The sequence below is a fragment of the Kribbella sp. genome (genome assembly GCF_035655035.1).
Taxonomy (GTDB): domain Bacteria; phylum Actinomycetota; class Actinomycetes; order Propionibacteriales; family Kribbellaceae; genus Kribbella.
Genome location: NZ_DASRVN010000376.1, coordinates 1 through 5,943, shown reverse-complemented (window position 1 = coordinate 5,943; position 5,943 = coordinate 1). Strand labels below are relative to the sequence as shown.

7 protein-coding genes and 2 pseudogenes are annotated in these 5,943 nt (G+C 69.0%); 4 read left to right on the top strand and 5 right to left on the bottom strand.

Going from position 1 to position 5,943, the window contains the following annotated elements:
- The 4 genes and pseudogenes from VFF46_RS21215 to VFF46_RS21200 all read left to right on the top strand — a co-directional run.
- Positions 1 to 209, top strand: a pseudogene (locus tag VFF46_RS21215) (precorrin-4 C(11)-methyltransferase); the annotation flags it as partial.
- Positions 206 to 1,000: a cobalt-precorrin-6A reductase gene (locus tag VFF46_RS21210; protein ID WP_325038911.1), complete on the top strand. Its 795-nt coding sequence runs from the start codon at positions 206 to 208 to the stop codon at positions 998 to 1,000. The pseudogene VFF46_RS21215 and the gene VFF46_RS21210, both read left to right, overlap by 4 nt.
- Positions 1,001 to 1,044: 44 nt before the next feature.
- Positions 1,045 to 1,716, top strand: a complete 672-nt coding sequence (rpe, locus tag VFF46_RS21205; protein ID WP_325038910.1) for a ribulose-phosphate 3-epimerase — start codon at positions 1,045 to 1,047, stop codon at positions 1,714 to 1,716.
- Positions 1,717 to 1,751: 35 nt separating this feature from the next.
- Positions 1,752 to 2,504: an HAD-IIA family hydrolase gene (locus VFF46_RS21200; RefSeq protein ID WP_325038912.1), complete on the top strand. Its 753-nt coding sequence runs from the start codon at positions 1,752 to 1,754 to the stop codon at positions 2,502 to 2,504.
- On the opposite strand, the gene VFF46_RS21195 is transcribed toward VFF46_RS21200, so the two are convergent.
- From VFF46_RS21195 to VFF46_RS21175, 5 genes and pseudogenes are all read right to left on the bottom strand, one after another.
- On the bottom strand, positions 2,501 to 3,187 hold the full coding sequence (locus VFF46_RS21195; RefSeq protein ID WP_325038909.1) for a polysaccharide deacetylase family protein: 687 nt from the start codon (positions 3,185 to 3,187) through the stop codon (positions 2,501 to 2,503). The two genes, VFF46_RS21200 and VFF46_RS21195, sit on opposite strands and share 4 nt — an antisense overlap.
- Positions 3,188 to 3,284: 97 nt before the next feature.
- The gene (locus tag VFF46_RS21190) at positions 3,285 to 4,022 is read right to left on the bottom strand and encodes an amino acid ABC transporter ATP-binding protein (protein WP_325038908.1); all 738 of its coding nucleotides are present in this window, start codon (positions 4,020 to 4,022) and stop codon (positions 3,285 to 3,287) included.
- Positions 4,009 to 4,743, bottom strand: a complete 735-nt coding sequence (locus tag VFF46_RS21185) for an amino acid ABC transporter permease (protein ID WP_325038907.1) — start codon at positions 4,741 to 4,743, stop codon at positions 4,009 to 4,011. The genes VFF46_RS21190 and VFF46_RS21185 overlap by 14 nt, the downstream gene beginning before the upstream one ends.
- Positions 4,743 to 5,585 carry an ABC transporter substrate-binding protein gene (locus tag VFF46_RS21180; RefSeq protein WP_325038906.1) on the bottom strand — a complete coding sequence of 281 codons (843 nt, stop codon included), beginning with the start codon at positions 5,583 to 5,585 and terminating at the stop codon, positions 4,743 to 4,745. The genes VFF46_RS21185 and VFF46_RS21180 overlap by 1 nt, the downstream gene beginning before the upstream one ends.
- 142 nt (positions 5,586 to 5,727) lie before the next feature.
- Positions 5,728 to 5,943 (bottom strand): annotated as a pseudogene (locus VFF46_RS21175) (DNA-binding protein); the annotation flags it as partial.

The window sequence follows — 5,943 nt, the reverse complement described above, 5'->3', positions numbered from 1 at the left end:
TGCCGAACTACGGCGCCGACTGCCCGGTCGCGGTGGTCGCCCGCGCCTCCCGCGACGACGAGGTCGTACTCCGCGGCACGCTCGGCGACATCGCCGCCCAGGTGCAGGCCGCGGGCATCCGCCGTACCGCGGTCATCATCGTGGGAAAGGTGCTGTCGGCAACGGCCTTCCGTGACAGCCACCTCTACTCGGCCGACCGCACTCGATGAAGGTCCTGCTGCTCAGCGGCACCGGCGAGGCTCGCGAACTGGCCGCCTTGCTGGTTGCCGACGGCATCGAGGTGGTCTCGTCCCTGGCCGGCCGGACAACCGATGCCCGCCAACCCGCCGGCCAGGTCCGCGTCGGCGGCTTCGGCGGTTCGGACGGCCTGGCCAGTTGGCTCCAGAGCAATCCAGTCGACGCTGTCGTCGACGCCACCCACCCGTTCGCCGGCCAAATCACTGCCAACGCCGCACTCGCCACCACCCGAACCGCAACCCCGTACGTGGTCCTACGCCGCCCGGGTTGGACCCCCGAAGACGCGGCCGGCCCGCGAGACACCTCCGGACCCCAGGGGCCCGCCCGCCTGGTGGGCACCTCGGTGGACTGGCATTGGGTTGATACAACTGCCGCGGCCGCGGAACTGCTTCCTCGGATCGGGTCCCGGGTGTTCCTCACGATCGGCCGCCAGGGGCTCGACGCCTTCGCAACCACCGGCCTGTGGACCCTCGCGCGCTGTGTCGACCCGCCTTCGCCCCCGCCGACCTGGTGCGAACTCCTCCTCGCCCGTGGTCCGTTCTCGGACGCCGACGAGCTGGAGCTCCTCGAGCACCACCGGATCGACGTACTCGTCACCAAGAACAGCGGCGGCCCCGCCACGGCCCCCAAACTCCGCGCCGCCCGGCACCTGCACGTCCCGGTGATCATGATCCGCCGCCCACCACTTCCCGACGGCCTGACCGTCGTCAGCACACCCGCAGAAGCCCTGGCCTGGCTGCGTGCCGCTGGGCTCACCGGATGAGACCGGCTGCAGGGTGCGCGGTCGGCGCTCGATAGATTGACGCCATGGGGATTCAGATCGCGCCGAGCATCCTGTCCGCCGACTTCGCCCGGCTGGCCGACGAGGCGGTGGCCGTGTCGAATGCGGACTGGCTGCACGTCGACGTGATGGACAACCACTTCGTGCCGAACCTGACCCTCGGGATGCCGGTGGTGGAGTCGCTGGCGAAGGCAACTGACAAGCCGCTGGACTGTCACCTGATGATCGAGGACCCGGACCGCTGGGCGCCCGGGTACGTCGAGGCCGGCGCGTCCAGCGTCACGTTCCACGCCGAGGCCTGCAAGGCCCCGATCCGGACCGCGCGGGAGATCCGCGCGAAAGGCGCCCGGGCTGCGATGGCGCTGAAGCCCGCGACCCCGATCGAGCCGTACGAGGACCTGCTGTCCGAGCTCGACATGATCCTGATCATGACCGTCGAGCCCGGCTTCGGCGGGCAGAAGTTCCTCGACGTGTGCGTGCCGAAGATCCGCCGCACCCGCGAGCTGCTCGACAAGCACGGCCTGGACCTCTGGATCGAGATCGACGGCGGCATCTCGGCCGAGACGATCGAGCGCTGCGCGGAGGCCGGCGCCGACGTCTTCGTGGCCGGCTCCGCGGTGTACGCCGCCGACGACCCGAACGCGATGGTCGACAAACTCCGGGATCTCGCCGCCCGGGCCTCTACGATGAGCGGGTGACCGAGCCCAAACCGGTGAACACCTGGCTGACCGACATGGACGGCGTCCTCGTGCACGAGGAGCGCGCGATCCCCGGCGCCAGCGACTTCATCGCCGCGCTGCAGGCGTCCGGCAAGAAGTTCCTCGTCCTCACCAACAACTCGATCTTCACCCCGCGCGACCTCCGCGCCCGGCTGCTGGCGGCCGGCATCGACATCCCGGAGACGGCGATCTGGACCAGCGCGCTCGCCACGGCCCAGTTCCTCGACGACCAGCGGCCCGGCGGTACGGCGTACGTGATCGGCGAGGCCGGGCTGACCACCGCGCTGCACGAGATCGGGTACGTGCTGACCGAGCGCGACCCGGACTATGTCGTGCTCGGCGAGACCCGGACGTACTCGTTCGAGGCGATCACCAAGGCGATCCGGCTGATCACCGACGGTGCCCGGTTCATCGCGACCAACCCGGACCCGACCGGCCCGTCCCAGGAGGGCCCGCTGCCCGCGACCGGCTCCGTGGCCGCGCTGATCACCCGCGCGACCGGCATCGCGCCGTACTTCGTCGGCAAGCCGAACCCACTGATGATGCGCAGCGCGCTGAACCGGATCGAGGGCCACTCCGAGACCACCGTGATGATCGGCGATCGCATGGACACCGACATCATCAGCGGTCTGGAGGCGGGCCTGCGGAGCGTGCTGGTGCTGACCGGGTCGACCGGCGAGCACGAGGTCGAGCGATTCCCGTACCGCCCGACCCGGATCGTCTCCTCGATCGCCGACGTCGTACCGCTGGTGGGCTCCCTCTCCTAACAGCTCAGCGTGCGGAAGCCGTACCCCTGCGCTTTCAAGGCCGTCAGGATCGCCGGCAGCGCGGCCACCGTCTGCGCGCGGTTGCCGCCGCCGTCGTGCATCAGGATCACCGAGCCGCTGTGCACGTTCTTCAGCACCCGCTGCACGATCGCGGCGGTACCGGGCTTGGTCCAGTCGCGTGAGTCGACGGTCCACACAACCAGGCCCTTACCGAGTTGACGGGCTCGTTGGCGGACGGTTGCGCTCACCCCGCCGTACGGCGGCCGCAGACAGGTCGGCGTACTGCCTGTCTGGGCGCGGATCGCCTGGTCCGTCGACGAGACCTCCTGCTGGAACTTGGCAGCGGTCAGCTTGCGCAGGTCGCTGTGGTCCCAGGTGTGGTTCTGCACGCTGTGGCCGGCGTCGTGGATCCGCTTGGTCAGCTCCGGATGCTTGCGCACGTTCTGGCCGACCTCGAAGAACGTCGCCTTGGCGTCGTACTTCGCCAGCACGTCGAGCACCTTCGGGGTGTACTCGGCGTCCGGACCGTCGTCGAAGGTCAGTACGACGTACTTCGTCGGCAACGGCGTCGGCTTGGGCGTGACGACAGCCGCCGCGGCAGGTGGTGTGGGCGTGACGGGTTGGGCCGGTGACTTCGCGGCGGCCACCACGACCGTACCGATCACCGCGCTCACCAGCATCATGACCGCCAGTCCGACGGCCCTGTTCCCCGCACGCGTCAAGCGAACGTCCATGTTCCCCCCAGGGCGGTGGGTGGTTCACTACCTCACAAACACCACGCTAGAGCACTTGTGACAGGAATTGACGTAACCTCGGCGACTCGGCCGCGCCGAACATCTGGCCCGGTACGCCGGACTCGACCACGACGCCCTGGTCCATGAACGCGACCTGGTCCGCGACCTCGCGGGCGAACCCCATCTCGTGGGTGACGACGACCATCGTCATCCCGGCGCCGGCCAGGTCCGCCATCAACGCGAGCACGCCCTTCACCAGCTCCGGATCGAGCGCGGAGGTGGCCTCGTCGAACAGCATCACCTCGGGCTTCATCGCCAGCGCCCGCGCGATCGCGACCCGCTGCTGCTGACCGCCGGACAGGTTCCCAGGGCGCGCGGCCGCCTTGTGCGCGAGGCCGACCAGCTCGAGCTGCTCACGCGCCGCGGCCTGTGCGGACTCGGTATCGAGCTTCTTGATCTTGCGCAGCGGCAGCGTGATGTTGTCGAGCACGCTCTTGTGCGGGAACAGGTTGAAGTGCTGGAACACCATCCCGATCCGGCGGCGCAGGACGTCCGGGTCACCCCGCAGTACCGACTCACCGCCCAGCTTCACATCGCCCGCGTCGGGCTCGAGCAGCCGGTTGATCGCCCGCAGCAGCGTCGACTTCCCGGAACCCGACGGGCCGATCACGCACGCGGTCCGTCCGGCCGGTACGGCGAGGTCGACGCCGCGCAGCACCTTGTTGCTGCCGAACGCGAGCTCGACGCCGCTGACCTCCAGGCTCGCGGCCTCAACGTGCTGCATGCTCGACCTCCTCCACCGGACGCCCTTCGCGGAGACGCTTGTCGAAGTGGTTCACCAGATGGGTCAGCGGAACCGTCATCACCAGGTAGAAGATGCCCGCGAGCAGCAGCGGCGACAGGTTGCCGTTGGTCGCGGCCGCGTCCTGGCCGATCCGGAACAGCTCACGCTGACTCGCGAGCAGGCCCAGGAAGTACACCAGGCTGGAGTCCTTCACGAGCGCGATGAACTGGTTCACCAGCGCCGGGAGCACCCGCCGTACCCCTTGCGGGATGACGACCAGCCGCATCCCGCTCGGGTAGCTGAACCCGAGGGCGCGCGCCGCCTCCAGTTGGCCCTTCTCCACGCTCTGGATCCCGGAGCGGAAGATCTCCCCGATGTACGCCGCGGCGATCAGCGAGAGCGCGAGGATGCCGAGCGGGTACGGGTTCGGGCCCCACCAGTGCCGGGTGATCGGGGACAGACCCTGGCCGATCAGCAGGATGGTCAGGATCGCGGGCAGGCCGCGGAAGATGTCGGTGTAGATCTTCGCCGGCCAGCGCAGCCAGCGCGTCCGGGACAGGGCGAGGACCGCCACGATCATGCCGAGCACGGTGCCCAGCACGACCGAGGCGGCCGCCAGGATCAGCGTGTTGACCAGCCCGACCTTGAGCATCTCGGGCAGTACTTCCTTCATCGACTCCCAGTCGAGGAAGGTGTCACGCAGGGTGGACCAGATGTCCATCAGGCTTTGGGAGCCGTGAACTTGACCGATCCGCTGCCGGGCTTGAAGTTCGCCGGTACGGCGCGACCCGGGTAGTACTGCTCGACCAGCTTGGTCCAGGTGCCGTCCGCGATCACCTCGTCGAGCGCCTTGTTGACGGCCTCGCGGAGCTTGTCGTTGTGCTTCGCGACCGCGAACGCCATCGGCGCGTCACTGAGCTCCTTGGCGGCCAGGATCACCGTGCCGCCGCCCTGCTCCTTGGCCATCTTCTCGCCGATCTCGGCAGGCGAGACCCAGGCATCCGCCGTACCGGCCTTGAGCTGGCCGAGGGCGGCGTTGTAGTTCGGTACGCGGACCGGGTTCAGGCCCTTCTGGGTGGCGTAGTCGTCCTGGACGGTGCCCTGGACCACCACGACGCGCTTGCCCGGCAGCTGGTCGAACTTCGTGATCCCGGAGCTCTTGGTGGTGTTGAGCCCGAGATAGCCGAAGTCATACCCGTTGCTGAACGCAACCGTCTTCTTACGGGCCTCGGTGACCGTGATCGACGAGCTGCCGAGGTCGAACTGGCCGCCGTTGACCTGGGACAGCAGCGCCGAGAAGTCGGTGCCGACGAACTCGGGCTTCAGGTTCAGCTTCGCCGCGACCGCGCTGATCAGGTCGTTGTCGAACCCGGTGAACCTGCCGTCCTTCACGTACACGTTCGGCGGCGCGTCGGTCAGCGTCCCGATCCGCAGCGTCCCGGCCTGCATCAGCCCGAGGTCCGGTCCGGCCGCGGAATCCTTCTGGTCGCTGCCGCAGGCAACCATCGCCGCCGCCAAGGTGATAGCCCCGACCACCGCGACAACCCGCCGAAACGCACGCACAACTGTCTCCTCACCCACGATCGAAGGCAGGGCGATCGGCCCTGCCTTCGCAACCCAACATCAGTGCGAGGCGGTCGCATTCCACCGCGACAAGGCGTGAGACGGCGGCAAAAGTCCAGTCGGCCTGTGCTATATCAGGCGATCAGCCGTGATGCTGCTCGTAGTGCGCCAGCGCGTCGGCGGTACGACCGGTGCCGTAGGCAAGCAGTAGCTCGGCGACGGCCGGCGACGCCTCGGCCGCGGCGGCGGCGGCCCGCTGGATCTCGTCGGCGGACGCGACCGCGCGGAACAGGTCCTGGATCTCCCGTACGACGGTGCGCGCCACCACGTCCGGTGGTGCCGTCGTCCAGGCGGCCGC